A 15,385-nucleotide genomic window follows, 5' to 3' on the forward strand; every position below is an offset into this window, starting at 1 on the left:
GGCCCGGCCATCGTGGCACGGGCGCGCGTTGCCCGCGATCCCGCCCGGGTCCCTGCCGGCGTGTCGGACACGGCCGGTCAGCCGTGCCGCGCCGGCCGAACGGCCATACCGGGGGCCGCCGGCCGTACCCGTACCCTCGCCAGTCCCGACGAGGTGCAATATTTGAGCGCATGAGAGCCCGGATTCTGGTGGTCGACGACGACCCCGCGCTGGCCGAGATGCTCGGGATCGTGCTGCGTAGCGAGGGGTTCCTGCCCTCCTTCGTCGCCGACGGCGAGCGCGCGCTGGCGGCCTTCCGGGAGAGCCGGCCGGATATCGTCCTGCTGGACCTGATGCTGCCGGGGATGAGCGGCATCGATGTCTGCCGGGCGATCCGCGCCGAGTCCGGCGTGCCGATCGTCATGCTGACCGCCAAGAGCGACACCGTGGACGTGGTGCTGGGGCTGGAGTCCGGCGCCGACGACTACGTCATCAAGCCGTTCAAGCCCAAGGAACTGGTCGCCCGGATGCGGGCCCGGCTACGCCGGGGCGAGGACGCGGCGCCCGAACTGCTCACGATCGGGCCGCCCGGCAACCAGATCAGCATCGACGTGCCGGCGCACACGGTCAGCCGGGACGGCGACGAGGTCAAGCTGACCCCGCTGGAGTTCGACCTGCTGGTGGCGCTGGCCCGCAAGCCGCGCCAGGTGTTCACCCGAGAGGTCCTGCTGGAGCAGGTCTGGGGGTACCGGCACGCGGCCGACACCCGGCTGGTGAACGTGCACGTCCAGCGGCTGCGCGCGAAGATCGAGCCGGACCCGGAGCGGCCAGAGATCATCCTCACCGTCCGTGGCGTGGGCTACAAGGCGGGCACGGGATAGCCTGGCCAGCGCTGTGAACCGCCGCCTCGTCGCCCTCCTCGACCGTCGCCTGCCGGGCCCGGCCCGGTACGCGCGGCGGCTCTGGCGTGCCGGGCGGCGCCGGGTCCGGTTCCTGACCCGGTCGGTGCGGCTGGCCTACCGGCGCTCGCTGCACCTGCGCATGGTGACCATCACGCTCGTGGTGTCCAGCCTGCTGGTCGGCGTGTTCGGCTTCCTGGTCGCCAAGGGCAGCGCGGACTCCCTGCTGGACGGCGCCCGCGGCCAGGTGAGCAACGACCTGTCGGACGGTGCGGCCTACGCCGCCCAGCAGCTCAACGTGCACACCCGCGAGTCGCCCTCGGTGAAGCTGACGATCAACGACACGCTGCGGTACCTGGCCGGATCGCCGCAGCCCGGCGGCGCGATCGTGGCGATCAACTCGGACGTGACCGACGGCCTGGTCGCCTCGCCCGACCTGGACGTGGCGCCGGCGATCACCCCGGAGCTGTCCCACCAGGTCGCCGACCAGCGCAAGGTCGCCTGGCAGGTGGTCACCCGGGACCTGGACGGCAACGGACCGGTGACCTACCTCGTCTACGGCTCCGGGGTGCCCGCCGGCTGGGGCGGCCAGGTCGAGCTGTACTACCTGGTGCCGCTGACCCGCGAGGCGACCACCGCGGCCCAGATCCGCACGATCGTGCTGATCACCGGTGCCGCCCTGGTGGTCCTGCTGGGCCTGCTGGCCGCGCTGGTGACTCGCATGGTGGTTACCCCGGTCCGGGTGGCCGCCCGCACCGCGCAGCGCCTCTCGGCCGGCCTACTGGACCAGCGCATGGTGGTCAGCGGCGAGGACGACCTGGCGCTGCTGGCCGCGTCGTTCAACCAGATGGCGGCGAACCTGCAGCGGCAGATCGTCCGGCTGGAGGAGATGTCCCGGCTGCAGCGCCGGTTCACCTCGGACGTCTCGCACGAGTTGCGCACCCCGCTCACCACCATCCGGATGGCCGCGGACCTGATCCACACCGAGCGCGACCAGTACGACCCGGTGGTGGCGCGCAGCGCCGAACTGCTCCAGGCGGAGCTGGACCGGTTCGAGAACCTGCTCACCGACCTGCTGGAGATCAGCCGCTTCGACGCCGGCTTCGCCGTGCTGGACGCGGAGCCGACCGACCTCGTCCCGGTGGTGCGGCGGGTGACCGAGCGGCTGGTGCCGCTGGCGGAGCGGGCCGGGGTGCGGCTGACCGTCCACGTGCCGGCCGCCCCGGTGATCGCCGAGATCGACCCGCGTCGGGTCGAGCGGGTGCTGCGCAACCTGGTCGGCAACGCGGTCGAGCACGGCGAGCGCAAGCCGGTGGTGGTGACGCTGGCGGCGGACGAGTCCAGCGCGGCGGTCACGGTCCGGGACCACGGTGTGGGGCTGCAGCCCGGCGAGGAGAAGCTGGTGTTCAACCGGTTCTGGCGGGCCGACCCGTCCCGGGCCCGGCAGACCGGCGGCACCGGCCTGGGCCTATCGATCAGCGTGGAGGACGCCCGGCTGCACGGCGGCTGGCTGGAGGCGTGGGGCGCGCCCGGCGAGGGCGCCCAGTTCCGGCTCACGCTGCCGCTGCGCGCGGGTGACCGGCTGGTCTCCTCGCCGCTGCGGCTGGTGCCGCGGGACGCCGGCGAGGACCTGTCCCGCCTGCCGCGGGAGCTCCCGCCCGCGCCGCCGCCCCGGCCGGCCGAGACGGCTCCGGACCCGGGCGCCGAGCGGACGGAGGCGGCACCGTGACCCGGCGAACCGTGCGCGCCACCGTGGCCGTCGCGGCCGCGCTGCTCGTGCTGCTGGCCGGCTGCGGCGTGCCGAGAGAGACGGATGTCAAGGTCGCCGGCCCGGGTCTGTCGCCCGCCCCGCCGGCCGGCGCCGACCCGCCGGGCGTGCCGGCGCAGCGCAAGGACGCGCGCACGCCCACCCAACTGGTGGAGTTCTTCCTGAGCGCGGTGGTCGGCGACCCGGGCGGTGCGGAGCAGCGCACCCGCGACTACTTCACGGTCGGGCAGCAGGAGAACTGGAAGCCGGGCAACAAGGTCAATGTCGTCCGGTACGAGCCCGACGACGATCTCATCGTCACCCCGGAGAAGCTCGGCTACAGCGTGGACCTGAACGTCCGGCAGGTCGGCGTGCTGGACCCGGACACCGGCGTGATCGAGCCGGCGACCGAAACCACCACCGTGTACCACTTCCGGATCCTGTACGGCTCGGACAGCTCCCTGTTCCTGGCCGACTGGAAGACCCAGCAGCACCTGCTGCTGTCCACGATCGCGCTGTCCCGGTACTACCTGAAGCGGAACCTGTACTTCTGGGCCGGCGGCGGCGCGAGCCTGGTGCCGGACCTGCGCTACCTGCCCACCTCGGTGGACGTCAAGGAGCAGCCCACGCGCCTGGTGAAGTGGCTGCTGGAGGGGCCGTCGTCGTGGCTGCGGCCGGGCGTGGACGAGATGCCGGACAACGTCGTCCTGCAGGGCAATGTCACCAGCCCGGACGGCAGCCGGCTGGAGGTCAACCTGTCCGCGCCGGACATCGGCAAGGACGCCACCCAGGTGGACCGGCTCGCCGCCCAACTGCGCTGGTCGCTCGGCCAGTACACGGCCGTGGTTCTGAAGATCGACGGGCAGGAGAAGAAGGTCGGCACGGCGTACCAGCCGCTCGTCACCGAACTGCCCACGACGCCCGACCGGTTCGCGATCCTGAACGGGGTGGTGCGCCCGCTGGTCCCGCCGGGCGCGGAGCCGCCGCCGTCCTCGCCGGTGCTGGACGCGGAGGCCAACACCAAGGTGCTGCGCGCCGCCGTGGCGCGGATGGGCGAGGACTACGCGATCGCGCTGGTCCGCCGCAGCGGTAACCGCCAGCGGCTCTGGATCGGCTGGCGCAAGCTCGACGGCACCGTCGAGTTCCGGGCGCTGGCGAACTCGTACCAGTCGATCGGACGCCCGCAGTGGCTGCCGGGCCGGGCGGGTGAGGCCGGCGTGGTGATCGCCGACGGTGCGCTCTACCGGTTCGACCGCGCCACCGGCGACCTGGTCGAGATCGAGACGCCGGGCCGGGTCACCGCGATGGCGGTCGCCCCGGACGGCCACCGGATCGCCCTGGTCATCGGCGACCGGCTGATGGTCGCCCCGACCACCGGGGACCAGAACGAGTTGCGCGGGATCGGGCAGCCGTTGGCGCTGCCCACCAAGCTGACCCACCTGGCCGGCGCCGGCTGGAGCCAGCAGAACCTGCTGGTCGCGGCCGGGCAACTGCCCAGCGGGCAGACCGGCTTCACCGAGATCACCGTGGACGGGGCCGAGGAGGAGCAGCGGGGCCGCGAACTGGGCAACACCAAGATCACCCAGCTCGTCGCGTTCCCCGACAACTCGGACACGGATGCGTCCTGGAAGTACGGCGCGCTCATGTACGAGTCGGACCGCAGCGCGTTCCAGGTCACCGGCACCGTGTTCGAGCCGATCAGCGTGTCCGACGTGCAACCCGGCGGCAAGCTGTCGTCCGCGCCACCGACGGCCGAGCAGACCCCCACGGCGCCGTTCTTCCTGGACGAGTGACCGCCGTGTGGTCAGCCCTGGTCGACCTGGTGTTGCCCACGCGGTGCGCCGGCTGCCGCGCGGGCGGGGTGCCCCTGCGCTCCGGGGTCTGCGCGGCGTGCGCCCGGTTGCTTGAAGGGCTCGTCCCGGCGGCGGTGGCGCCCCGCCCGGGGGTACCGCACTGCGTGGCCCTGGGCCCGTACGGCGGCGTGCTGCGTGAGTCGCTGCTCGCCTACAAGGAGCACGGGCGGCACGGCCTGGCACCGCCGCTGGGCGCCCTGCTCGCCGCCGCGGCTCTCGCCGTGGCCGAGTCCACCGTGGCCGGGTCGCGCTCGGTCCCGTGCGGAGCCGGCGCGCCGCGGATCGCGCTCGTGCCGGTGCCCAGCACCGCGCGGGCCGCCCGGGAGCGGCACGGCGACCATGTGCTGCGGTTGGCGCGGCACGCCGCCGAGCGTTTGCGCCGGGTCGGGGTGCCCGCGGCGGTGGCCCGACCGCTGGCCGCCCGGCCCCGCCCCGACTCCGCCGGCCTCGACGCCGCCGCCCGGTCCGCCGCCGCGGCCACCGCGTTCCGGCTCCGCCGTCCGGCCGCGTCCCGGCTCGCCGCCGCCCGCCCGGCAGTGATCATCGTGGACGACGTCCTCACGACCGGTGCCACGCTGGGCGCCGCGCATGCCGTGCTCGCCGCCGTCGATATCCCCGTGGCGGGTGCCGCGGTGCTCGCCGAGACCCTCCACAAGAGCCCCCGGGAGCCGGCCGGCTCCGGCCGGACCGCGCCGGTTTCGGCTCTCGATCACCCGGGCACCCCGAGTGGGTGAATCTTCTTGGGCCGGCTTTTCAACCAGGGATGACGGGCGAGCGTCGAGCGGCTAGCGTTTGGGTTTACCCGCTGTGACGCGGCCCCGGGGGGAAACCCCGGTGAGCAGCGCCGCAGCCTCCCGACAGGGCGGCGCGAACCGCCCGCGTCACGGTGGAGGAGGTGGTACCGGCAGACACGGCGGCGCGTGGGAACGCGCCGGATGCCCAGTCTCGACCGCGCCGCCGGCGCCCGTCGGCGGCAGCCACCGAACTACCGTGGGGGAGGTCACCGCGTGGACATCGTCGTCAAGGGCCGCAACGTTGAGGTGCCCGAGCACTACCGGGCGCTGGTATCCGAGAAGCTGTCGAAGATCGAGCGGTACGACGGCAAGCTGATCCGGGCTGACGTCGAGCTATTGCACGAGCGCAATCCGCGCCAGTCCGACCGCTGCCAACGGGTGGAGATCACGGTCTTCACGCGCGGCCCGGTGATCCGCGCCGAGGCCAGCGCCAAGGATTTCTACGCCGCCCTCGACTGCGCCATCGCCAAGCTGGACACCCGGCTGAGCCGGGCGGCCGACCGGCGGCGGGTACACCGGGGCCGGCACGCGCCGCTCTCCGTCGCCGAAGCGACGGCCGGGCTGCCGGTCGCCATGACGACCGCGGCGCCGGAGGAGACCCCCGCCGAGCCCGAGTTGGCCGGTGCCGGCGCCGCCGGCGGTGCCGGGAAGCACGACCCGGACCAGCCCTGGCGCATCGTGCGGGAGAAGGAACACCTCGCCGAGCCGATGACCGTCGAGGACGCGCTGTTCCAGATGGAACTGGTCGGGCACGACTTCTACCTGTTCCTGGACAAGGAGTCGAGCCGGCCGAGCGTGGTGTACCGCCGCCGCGCCTACGACTACGGCGTCATCTCCCTGGGCGGCCCGTCGGTCGGCCTGTCCGACGCGGCACCGGCCCGCTAGCGGAACGCGCCGGCCGGCCGGTGCCACCCCACCGGTCCGGCCGGCGCGACCGCCCCGGGCGCGGCCGGCGGAAGGTCCGCCGGCAGCAGGGCGTACAGCACGTCGTCGACGCGGGTGCCGGCCGGCCCGGGTAGCCGCTCCCGCTGGTACCCCTCGCGCCGGAAGCCCGCGCGGGCCAACACCCGCTGCGACGCGGCGTTCTCCGGCCGGGTGCCGGCGATCAGCCGCAGCACGCCGGCGTCGAACGCCCACCGGGCCAGCAGCACGACGGCCCGGGTGGCGAAGCCCCGGCCGCGCCACTCGGGCAGCAGCGAGTACCCGACCATGCCCTGCCCGGTGGACGGCTCCGAGTAGTACAGGCCGATGTCGCCGGCCGGCGCGCCGGAGGCCGCGTCGGTGACCACCAGGTCGGCGCGCTCGCCGGCCAGCCAGCGGAACGCCGAGCGGGCCACCCGCAGGGCGACCTCCGCACCGTCCGGCGCGACCGGCGGCACGCTGCTGGCCACCACGTCGGGCAGGCCGTGCAGGCGGTGCAGGAACGGCTCGTCCCCCGGGCGCGGCGGGCGCAGCGTGACCACGCCGTCGGTGAGCGCACCGCCGGGCAGGTCGGGCAGCAGCCGCGGGGAGGGCTCCGAGGGATCGTCGACCAGGCGCGCCCACACCACCCGGTCGCCCCGCTCGGGCGGGCCTCCCAGCACACCGGGGCCGCGCTCCGGACGGGCCCCGCGGCGCAGCCCCTCCCGGTGGAATCCGGCCGCGATCGCCACCCGCTGGCTGGCCGGATTCTCCAGCCTGGTCAGCAACTCCACCCGGCCGTAGCCGTGCGCGAACGCGTAGCCGGTCAGCGCCCGGGCCGCCGACGTCGCCGCGCCCAGACCCCGGGCGGACGCCGTCACCCAGTACCCGATCTCGATCTGGCCGAGGTGGGGCAGCGGGTTGCTCAGGGCGCAGCCGCCGATGACCCGGTCGGTGGCGGGATCCACCATCGCGTACGCCGCCCAGCCCCGGCGCCACGCCGCGGGGGCACCCCGGGTGATCCACTCCACCGCGTCCCGGGCGGTGTACGGGTCGGGCAGGTCGGGCAGGAAGCGGTGCAGGTCCGGGTCGGCCATCCCGGTGACCAGGTCCGCCGCGTCCGACTCGCGGTAGGGGCGGAGCCGCACCCGCTCGGTCTCGATCACTTCGACCGGCAGGCGCGCGGCGGTGCGCGGATCGCTCACCATGGCTCAGGGCAGTTCGCGCGGGTCGGTCGCCAGCAGCGAGGCGATCCACATGTCCCGCCGCGCGCCCCGCTGGACGCCGGCCGACCGGATCGTCCCCTCCATGGTGAAACCGGCCTTCTCGGCGACGCGGCGAGACGGCTCGTTCCCCGGGTACGCCCGCCACTCGATCCGCTCCAGACCCAGCGCGTCGAAACCCCAGTGGCAGAGCGCGCGCAGCGCGGCGGGAGCGTACCCGCGGCCCCGGGCGCCCGGCGCGGTCATGAAGCCGACCGCCGCCGCGGCCGCGTCGTCCGCGCGGATCACCAACTCCATGCTGCCGACGAACCGGTTCGCCTCGTCGGCCAGGGCGAACACGGCGCCGTTGCCCGCCGCCCAGCGCGCCGGGGCGTGCCGGCGGACGAAGAGCTCCGCCTCGGGAGGCCCGTAGGGCTGCGGGATCGTCGTCCAGCGGATCGACTCCGGGTCCCGGCAGGCGAGCACGACCTCCGGGATGTCCCGTTCGGCCAGCGCGCGCAGCGTCAGGTCACCCCCCTTGGCCTGCGCGTGCAGCACCGGCTGCGCCCTGGTGAACGCCCGGGCCCGCCGGATCTCCAGCGCCGGCGGTTCGGCCGGCGGGTGCAGCAGGTCGCCGGGGAGCAGCGAGCCGATCCAGCCCTCGGTGCCCGGCTCCGCGCCCGCCAGCCGCAGCCGGCCCTCCATCCGGAAGCCGGCCCGCAGCGCGGCCAGCCGGGACGGGTGGTTGCCGACCGTGGCCTGCCAGACGATCCGGCGCAGCCCGAGCCGGTCGAACGCCCAGTGCGCGATCGCCCGGGTGGACCGGGCCGCGACCCGGCGGCCCCGGGCCTCCGGCACCACCCAGAACCCGATCTCGGCCGAGCGCAGCCGCCGGTCGACCGTGACCAGGCCGCAGGAGCCGAGCAGGTCGCCGGTCAGCCGGTCCACCACCGCGAACTGGGCGGCGGTGTCCTCCGCCCAGCCCGCCGGCGCCAGTTCGCCGACAAATGCGGTGGCGTGGGTCAGCAGGTACGGCGCGGGGACGGTGGTCCAGCGCTGGATGTCCGGGTCCTGGCAGGCGCGGTACACCGCCTCGGCGTCCGCCGGGTGCCACGGCCGCAGCAGCAGGTCGTCCTCGGTGATCTCGACGGGCTCCACCCGGCCATCCTGCCGGACCGGGCGCGAGCCACCCAACCCCAATGGCCTTTAACCGATTTGTTCCTATAATCACGCCCAGAGGGCGAGCGCGGCTGACAGATAGGCCATCCGGGCGCCTACGATGGTTCGGCAGACTGTCTAGGGGAGCGCTGACCCGTGTCGATTCTGGAAAAGATCCTCCGTGCCGGTGAGGGACGGATGCTCCGCCGGCTCAACGCCATCGCGGCGGCCGTGAACTCGATCGAGGAGAACTACGTCGACCTCACGGACGCCGAACTGCGTGAGCTGACCGACCAGTACCGGGAGCGGCTGGCGGACGGCGAGACCCTCGACGACCTGCTACCCGAGGCGTTCGCCACCGCCCGGGAGGCGGCCAGCCGGGTGCTCGGCCAGCGGGCGTACGACGTGCAGATCATGGGCGGCGCCGCGCTGCACTTCGGCAACATCGCCGAGATGAAGACCGGCGAGGGCAAGACCCTCACCGGCGTCTTCCCGGCGTACCTGAACGCGCTGTCCGGCCAAGGCGTGCACATCGTCACGGTCAACGACTACCTGGCCCAGCGCGACGCCGAATGGATGGGCCGGGTGCACCGGTTCCTCGGCCTCAGCGTCGGGGTCATCCTGCCGAACCGGCCCGCCGCGGAGCACCGCGAGGCGTACGAGTGCGACATCACGTACGGCACGAACAACGAGTTCGGCTTCGACTACCTGCGCGACAACATGGCCTGGTCGGCCGGCGAACTGGTGCAGCGGGGCCACAACTTCACGATCGTCGACGAGGTGGACTCGATCCTCATCGACGAGGCCCGTACCCCGCTGATCATCTCCGGCCCCGCCGAGCACTCCGCCCGCTGGTACACCGAGTTCGCCCGGGTGGTCGGCCGGCTCCAGCGCGGCAAGGACGGCGAGGGCGACTACGAGGTCGACGAGGCCAAGCGCACCGTTGCGATCACCGAGCGGGGCGTCGGCAAGGTCGAGGACCAGCTCGGCATCGACAACCTGTACGAGTCGGTGAACACCCCGCTGGTCGGCTACCTGAACAACGCCATCAAGGCCAAGGAGCTCTACAAGCGGGACAAGGACTACATCGTCAACGAGGGCGAGGTCCTGATCGTCGACGAGTTCACCGGTCGCATCCTGCACGGCCGCCGGTACAACGAGGGCATGCACCAGGCGATCGAGGCCAAGGAGGGGGTGGAGATCAAGCAGGAGAACCAGACCCTCGCGACGATCACCCTCCAGAACTACTTCCGGCTGTACGACAAGCTCGCCGGCATGACCGGTACCGCCCAGACCGAGGCGGCCGAGTTCAACAAGGTCTACAAGGTCGGCGTGGTGACCATTCCGACCCACCGCCCGATGGTCCGGGCGGACCGGCCGGACGTGATCTACAAGACCCAGAAGGCCAAGTTCAACGCCGTCATCGAGGACATCGCCGAGCGGCACGCCGCGGGCCAGCCGATCCTGGTCGGCACCGTCTCCGTGGAGAACTCGGAGATCCTCTCGCAGCTGCTGCGCCGCCGTGGCATCCCGCACTCCGTGCTGAACGCGAAGTTCCACGCCAGGGAGGCGGAGATCATCGCGCAGGCCGGCCGCAAGGGGGCGGTCACCGTGGCCACCAACATGGCCGGCCGCGGCACCGACATCCTGCTCGGCGGCAACGCCGAGTACCTCGCCACCGCCGAACTGCGCCAGCGCGGCCTGGACCGCGACGTCGACCCGGACGAGTTCGACAAGGCCCTCGAGGAGATCCTTCCGCGTTGGAAGGAGGCCTGCGATCTGGAGGCCGAGGAGGTCGTCGCGGCCGGCGGGCTGTACGTGCTCGGCACCGAGCGGCACGAGTCCCGCCGCATCGACAACCAGCTCCGCGGCCGCTCCGGCCGGCAGGGCGACCCCGGCGAGTCCCGGTTCTACCTGTCGCTGCAGGACGAGCTGATGCGCCGGTTCCGCGCGGGCGCGGTCGAGGCCGTCATGGAGCGGTTCAACATCCCCGAGGATGTGCCGATCGAGTCGAAGATGGTCACGCGCCAGATCAGGAGCGCGCAGACCCAGATCGAGGCGCAGAACGCGGAGATCCGCAAGAACGTCCTCAAGTACGACGAGGTGCTCAACAAACAGCGCCAGGTGATCTACGCCGAGCGCAAGCGGGTGCTCGACGGCGAGGACCTGCACGACCAGGTTCTCAACATGATCAACGACGTGGTCGAGGCGTACGTGCGCGGCGCCACGGCCGAGGGCTACGCCGAGGATTGGGACCTGGAGCAGCTCTGGTCCAGTCTCAAGCAGCTCTACCCGGTCGGCGTCACCATCGAGGATCTGGAGGAGGAGTCCGGCGGCGAGCGCAACACGCTTGACGTCGACTTCCTGGTCGGCCGCCTTAAGGAGGACGCGTTCGGCGGGTACGAGCGCCGCGAGGAGGAACTCGGCCCCGAGGCGATGCGCGAGTTGGAGCGTCAGGTTCTGCTCGCGGTCATCGACCGCAAGTGGCGCGAGCATCTCTACGAGATGGACTACCTCCAGGAGGGTGTCGGCCTGCGCGCCTACGCGCAGCGGGACCCGCTGGTCGAGTACCAGCGCGAGGGCTTCGACATGTTCCACCAGATGATGGAGGGCATCAAGGAGGAGGCCGTCGGGTTCCTGTTCAACCTGGAGGTCCAGGTCGAGGCGCCGGAGCCGGCCTCGGTCGGGGCGAGCGTCCCGCTGCCCGAGTCGGACGCGCACGTCGAGATCCACGCCAAGGGCCTGGGTGGCGGCCGGCGCCCGCAGGCGCTCCAGTACTCCGCCCCGGCTATCGACGGCGCGGCCGGCCCGGGCGGTGTGGTGCAGGAGCAGCAGGCCCCGGCGCTGGGTCTGGGGGGCACCGAGGCCCAGTCCAACGGCAGCCGTACGGCCAGTGGCGCCCGCCCGGCGCCCCGGCGTCAGGCGGCGCCCGGCCAGGCGGTGTCGGGGGGCGGCCCGTCCCGCAACGCCCCGTGCCCGTGCGGTTCGGGTAAGAAGTACAAGCGCTGCCACGGCGCCCCGGGCGCGTAACGGCGGTCACGGTTTCGCCCGGCGGCTTTAGCCGGGGCGGCGGCTCTGGCGCGACGCGTCTCCTCGCGGGAGGCGTCGCGCCAGAGCCGCCGCCGTTTTTGCGCCCCTGCCCGGCGGAAGTGGCCCGACCTTGATCCTCTGTGGCCCGCGCGGACGCCTTCGTGGACGGGACGCGGTCAGCAGAGGGCGGTGAGGGCGGTGCAGAGCCAGGCGCCGGTCCGGTGTTCGAGGCGGAAGGCGAGCGCCCACGATCCCCGGGCGTCGGCGAGGATCGCGACCACCTCGGCGGCCCCGGGGCTTGGCTCGCTGATCCGCAGGCGCACCCGCCAGACCTTCCGGTGCGCCCGCCGACCCCGGATCGGGCGGGCGCCGCCCACCAGGTCCACCGCCGCGTGCCGGCGCCCGACGCGCCGGACGGCGGAGATCATCTCGTGCACGATCTCGGGGGCGTTGACCGGCGCGCTGACCGCCCGGATGTGCGCCACCGGCCGGTAGCCGTTGAAGATCTCCAGGCACAGGTCCGCGAAGCGGTGTGCGGTACCCGGCAACTGAGTGGCCGACGCCCGCGCGTCGCGCTGGCGCGATGCGCCCGCGACGGCCTCGGGGCCGCCGCCGCGCAGGCGGAGGCGTGCGCCTCCGCCTCCGCCCCCGCCCCCGCCCCCGCCCCCGCTCCCGGCGTCGGCGGAGGTGTGGTCCGTGGCTCGGGCGGCGTCTCCGGTGGTGTCGGGTCTTCCTTGGCTGGCGTCTGCGCTCGCGCTGGCATCTGGCTTGTGCTTCGTGCCGGCGGTTTGTGCAGTGGTTTCGGGTCTTCCCTGGCTGGCGGCTCCGCTCGCGCTGGCATCTGCCCTGTGCTCCGCGCCGCCGGCCTGCGCATCGGTCCTGTGTTCCGTGCTGGCGGTCTGCGCATCGGTCCTGTGTTCCGTGCCGGCGGTCTGCGCATCGGCCGTGTGTTCCGCGTCGGCGGTCTGCGCATTGCTCCCGTGTTTCGTGCCGGCGGTCTGCGCATCGGCCGTGTGTTCCGCGTCGGCGGTCTGCGCATTGGCCCCGTGTTGCGCGCCGGCGGGCGACTCCACGGGCACGGCGGGTGACGCCTCGGGTGACTTGTCGCGCATCGCCCCGCCGAGCGACCAGTACTCCGCGGCCTCCCGTTCGGTGCACAGTTCGTCGTCGAAGGGTGGGTTGAGCGCGGGCGGGCGGCGGACGCGGACACGGGCCGGCGGGGCGGGGGAGGTGAGCAGCGCGGGCAATGGACGCTCCGATCGATCTTGCGTTTGCCTTCGTTTGCCTCCGACAAACCCATCTTGGACCCGCGCGGCAACCCTGCACAGCCCCTGTGGATAACTCCCCGCGAGTCGCCGTGTCACCCAGCGTCGCCACGGCGGCCGGTCCGCGCCCCGCCCCCACCCTCGGCAGATCTCGGCGTGGCTGCCAGCTCGGACGGCTTCTTCAACCTGGTCGGGGCGGGTCCGGGGCGGCGCGTTGCGGCGGCCGCGTCCGCTAAATCCGCGGATCTTGGTACGGATCTGCCTCTTTCCGGCCATATCCATACCGAGATCTCGAATCGATGCGCTTGCCGCGTGGTCGAGGGCGCGAGGACCCTTTGCTCTGCCTCGTGTAGGAAGCCTCCGCAGATCGGAGCGGGTCAGTCGAGCTCGCGCTCGATCAAGGGGTTGTCGCGCACCCACTCCGCGGTCTCGGCGTACTTGCGCTCGATGTACTCCTCGAGGCGGGCCCGCTCCACCCGCCACTGGCCCCGTCCACCGATCTTGATCGCGGGCAGCTCGCCGCTGCGCACCATGTGGTAGACCTGCGAGTCCGACACGTTCAGCTCGGCGGCGACGTCGGACAGCAGCAGGAACCTGGACTCGGCGGCCACGGGCACTCCCGGCGCGGTGGAAGGGGCGCCACCCGAGTTTGCCACCGGTAGCCTCCGATGACCTAATACTGCCTGCGCCGTACCCGGGATACAGCCTGCGCCGCTACCCCGGGCGGGTTGCTGATCGGACACGCTCCGGCCGATACGCTTCCCGGCGGGGGCGCCGCGGTGTAGGACGGGTGTCGCACCTGGTCATGGCGACCGGCGTGCGCGGACTGGGGGAAGCGAGTGGCCGACCACATCAGGGTGTACCTGCCCGCCACGGTGCCGTCGCTGGCGGTGCTGCGCGAGCAGGGTGAACTGGTCGCGCCGGTCGCGCACGCGGTGACGCCGGCGCTGCGGGAGTGGTACGTCGAGGGCGACGAGGAGGAACTGGAGTACGTCGCGTTCACCCGCGCCGCCCAGGACGCGCTGCGGCTGCTGCGCCGGGACCCGACCGCCCCGCGCCGCCGCGTGGTGATCTCCGCGGACCTGCCGTCGGAGGCGGTCGGGCGCACGGATGGCGAGTTGGGCTCCAGTTCCGTCCGGCCGCTGGCGCCGGTGACGCTGCGGCAGGTCGCCGCGGTGCACGTGGACGGGCCGGCGGCGGTCGAGGACGTGGCGGTCGCCGCCGAGGTCGTCGAGCAGGCCATCGCGGGGGACCCGGACGCCCAGTTCACGGTCGACGGTGCCGAGGACCACGAGCTGGAGTGGTACGACGTCTCGGAGATCGAGACCCTCACCTGAGCGGCCCACGCCGCACGCTACCGGCGGCCGTGGGCGCCGCGCGCCACCGGCGACCGGCCGGGCGAACAGAGCCACGTCGAGCAATACGGTGCTGGAAGACCGGGTAGGCGAAGCGGCGGGTGCGGACAGCGCGGGCGCGGCTCCCGGCCGTGGTCAGGCGCGTGCGGCGGGCTTGAGGGTGCGGCCGAAGGCGATCATGGCGCTGATGGCGCCCACGAACAGCACCACGAGCGCGTGGTTGATCCGGGAGCCGGAGAGCAGGCTCTGCACCGCCCGGTCGGCGGGGCTGAGGGCGCCGGCCTCGGCGAGCAGGCGGGCGCCGCCGGTGCGGGTGATGAGCTCGGCGAGCAGCAGCACCAGGCCGGCACCGGCCCCCGCACACAGGTACGTGGGCCAGCTCGGCGTGGTGCCGGCGCGGCGGCTGGCGCGACGCAGGTACCAGAAGCCGATCAGCCCGGCCGCCAGGCCGCTGGTGATGGAGACCGTGAAGGCGTACCAGCCGAGCGCGCTGAGCTGCTGCGATTCGCGGTCGCCCCAGCCGTACGCGGCGAGCAGCGGCTGGCGCAGCAGGTTGAGCACGAGACCGGTGGCGGAGACGGCGAGCGAGCCGGCGGTGGCGGCGGCGAGCACGGCGGTGGCGCGGATGCCGGCGAGCGCGCCGCCGAGGGTGGCGGCGGCGGCGATCCCGCCCGCGATGACCAGCGGGGCCGAGTCGCCGTCGTTGGTCAGGGCGGTGATCACCGCGGCGACCAGGCCGACGATCAGGCCGGCGCCGACGGCGACGGCGAAGCGGGGCCCGGGGCGGGGTTCCCGGTCGGCGGTGCGGCGGGCGAGTAGCCCCACCGCGAGCAGGCCGGTGGTCACGCCGCCGAGCAGGCTGGCGCTGATCACGGCGGGGAGGGCGTAGGCAGCGGCGGTGGTGGCCACCGCGCCGGTGGCGGCGGCGCGGATCGCGGCGTGAGTGGACCAGAGCATGGCGGCCAGCCAGACCAGCGACAGGCCGGCCAGCAGCCCGGCCCCGGGCGGAGTCGCGCCGGAGGCCGCGCCGGCCCGGGCCGCGCGGTTGGTTGCGGGCGGGGTCGCGCCGGCCCGGGCCGCCCGGCGCGGCGTGCCGGCGTCGCTGCCGGCTTCCACGGCCTCATCCGACGCGCCGGCGCTGGAGGCGGAGCCGGCCGTGTCCGTGGTGGAGGCGGAGGTCGGTGCGCCAGCGGCGGGGGGCGG

General features: G+C 73.6%; 11 protein-coding genes and 2 pseudogenes. 8 read left to right on the forward strand and 5 right to left on the reverse strand.

Annotated elements, in window-relative coordinates; translation table 11 throughout:
- Positions 1-170: 170 nt before the first annotated feature.
- From mtrA to KJS59_RS32255, 6 genes and pseudogenes are all read left to right on the forward strand, one after another.
- On the forward strand, positions 171-860 hold the full coding sequence (gene mtrA / locus KJS59_RS15690; RefSeq protein WP_213453623.1) for an MtrAB system response regulator MtrA: 690 nt from the start codon (positions 171-173) through the stop codon (positions 858-860).
- 49 nt (positions 861-909) lie between these two features.
- Complete coding sequence (gene mtrB, locus KJS59_RS15695; RefSeq protein WP_407073978.1) at positions 910-2,607, forward strand: MtrAB system histidine kinase MtrB; 1,698 nt, start codon at positions 910-912, stop codon at positions 2,605-2,607.
- Positions 2,604-4,418: an LpqB family beta-propeller domain-containing protein gene (locus KJS59_RS15700; protein WP_213453624.1), complete on the forward strand. Its 1,815-nt coding sequence runs from the start codon at positions 2,604-2,606 to the stop codon at positions 4,416-4,418. The genes mtrB and KJS59_RS15700 overlap by 4 nt, the downstream gene beginning before the upstream one ends.
- A gap of 29 nt (positions 4,419-4,447) precedes the next feature.
- Positions 4,448-5,212 (forward strand): ComF family protein, encoded by a 765-nt coding sequence (locus KJS59_RS15705; protein WP_376771186.1) that lies wholly within the window; start codon positions 4,448-4,450, stop codon positions 5,210-5,212.
- Positions 5,213-5,485: 273 nt separating this feature from the next.
- Positions 5,486-5,849, forward strand: a pseudogene (hpf, locus tag KJS59_RS32250) (ribosome hibernation-promoting factor, HPF/YfiA family); the annotation flags it as partial.
- 80 nt (positions 5,850-5,929) lie between these two features.
- Positions 5,930-6,157, forward strand: a pseudogene (locus tag KJS59_RS32255) (sigma 54 modulation/S30EA ribosomal C-terminal domain-containing protein); the annotation flags it as partial.
- On the opposite strand, the gene KJS59_RS15715 reads toward KJS59_RS32255, so the two are convergent.
- Positions 6,154-7,350 carry a GNAT family N-acetyltransferase gene (locus KJS59_RS15715; protein ID WP_376771188.1) on the reverse strand — a complete coding sequence of 399 codons (1,197 nt, stop codon included), beginning with the start codon at positions 7,348-7,350 and terminating at the stop codon, positions 6,154-6,156. The pseudogene KJS59_RS32255 and the gene KJS59_RS15715 overlap by 4 nt on opposite strands.
- 33 nt (positions 7,351-7,383) lie before the next feature.
- On the reverse strand, positions 7,384-8,532 hold the full coding sequence (locus KJS59_RS15720; protein WP_213453628.1) for a GNAT family N-acetyltransferase: 1,149 nt from the start codon (positions 8,530-8,532) through the stop codon (positions 7,384-7,386).
- Between the two features lie 156 nt (positions 8,533-8,688).
- Here KJS59_RS15720 and secA point away from each other — a divergent pair, with 156 nt between their 5' ends.
- Positions 8,689-11,562 (forward strand): preprotein translocase subunit SecA, encoded by a 2,874-nt coding sequence (secA, locus tag KJS59_RS15725; RefSeq protein WP_213453629.1) that lies wholly within the window; start codon positions 8,689-8,691, stop codon positions 11,560-11,562.
- 176 nt (positions 11,563-11,738) lie between these two features.
- Here secA and KJS59_RS15730 read toward each other — a convergent pair whose 3' ends face one another.
- Together KJS59_RS15730 and KJS59_RS15735 are read right to left on the reverse strand one after the other, a co-directional pair.
- Complete coding sequence (locus KJS59_RS15730; RefSeq protein WP_213453630.1) at positions 11,739-12,809, reverse strand: Rv3235 family protein; 1,071 nt, start codon at positions 12,807-12,809, stop codon at positions 11,739-11,741.
- Positions 12,810-13,204: 395 nt separating this feature from the next.
- Complete coding sequence (locus KJS59_RS15735; protein WP_213453631.1) at positions 13,205-13,438, reverse strand: helix-turn-helix domain-containing protein; 234 nt, start codon at positions 13,436-13,438, stop codon at positions 13,205-13,207.
- A gap of 228 nt (positions 13,439-13,666) precedes the next feature.
- On the opposite strand from KJS59_RS15735, the gene KJS59_RS15740 reads away from it, so the two are divergent.
- A complete protein-coding gene (locus tag KJS59_RS15740) occupies positions 13,667-14,164 on the forward strand; it encodes a DUF6912 family protein (RefSeq protein ID WP_213453632.1) in 498 nt (165 codons plus the stop codon).
- Between the two features lie 153 nt (positions 14,165-14,317).
- Here KJS59_RS15740 and KJS59_RS15745 read toward each other — a convergent pair.
- The coding region (locus KJS59_RS15745; protein WP_213453633.1) for a hypothetical protein at positions 14,318-15,385 on the reverse strand (1,068 nt) is incomplete at its 5' end.

This window comes from Rhizomonospora bruguierae, assembly GCF_018397995.1.
In the GTDB taxonomy this organism is placed as follows: Bacteria; Actinomycetota; Actinomycetes; order Mycobacteriales; family Micromonosporaceae; genus Rhizomonospora; species Rhizomonospora bruguierae.

Bases quoted from the DNA above. Each gene is read 5' to 3' on its own strand.
- mtrA (WP_213453623.1), top strand. From the start codon at position 171: ATGAGAGCCCGGATTCTGGTGGTCGACGACGACCCCGCGCTGGCCGAG.